Below are 252 nucleotides of genomic sequence, written 5' to 3'. Positions count from 1 at the left end.
AGTTGCCCAACGTGGCCCTGATTGGTACTTCGTTCTCGCGCAATTCCAACTTCGTCGGCTTCCTGCAGATGGCGCTGGGCGCGAAGATCGGCAGCTTCGCCAAGGATGGCGGCAAGTTCTCCGGCAGCGCCCGCGATTACTTCGCCAATCCCGCCTTCACCCAGACGCCGCCCAAGCTGGTGGTCTGGGAAATCCCCGAGCGCGACCTGCAGACGCCCTACGAAGCGATCTCACTGGCCCGCTGATCCATCA

General features: G+C 62.7%; 1 protein-coding gene. It reads left to right on the top strand.

The window, feature by feature from the left end:
- Nucleotides 1–245: alginate O-acetyltransferase AlgX-related protein (locus ACZ3HG_RS24370; protein WP_465335048.1), on the top strand; the 245-nt coding region annotated here is incomplete at its 5' end.
- Nucleotides 246–252 lie beyond the last annotated feature (7 nt).

Source organism: Erwinia sp. PME.40.26/001 (assembly GCF_055556675.1).
The sequence above is the reverse complement of the archived record's forward strand: the minus strand, read 5'-3'. Positions and strand labels throughout refer to the sequence as shown.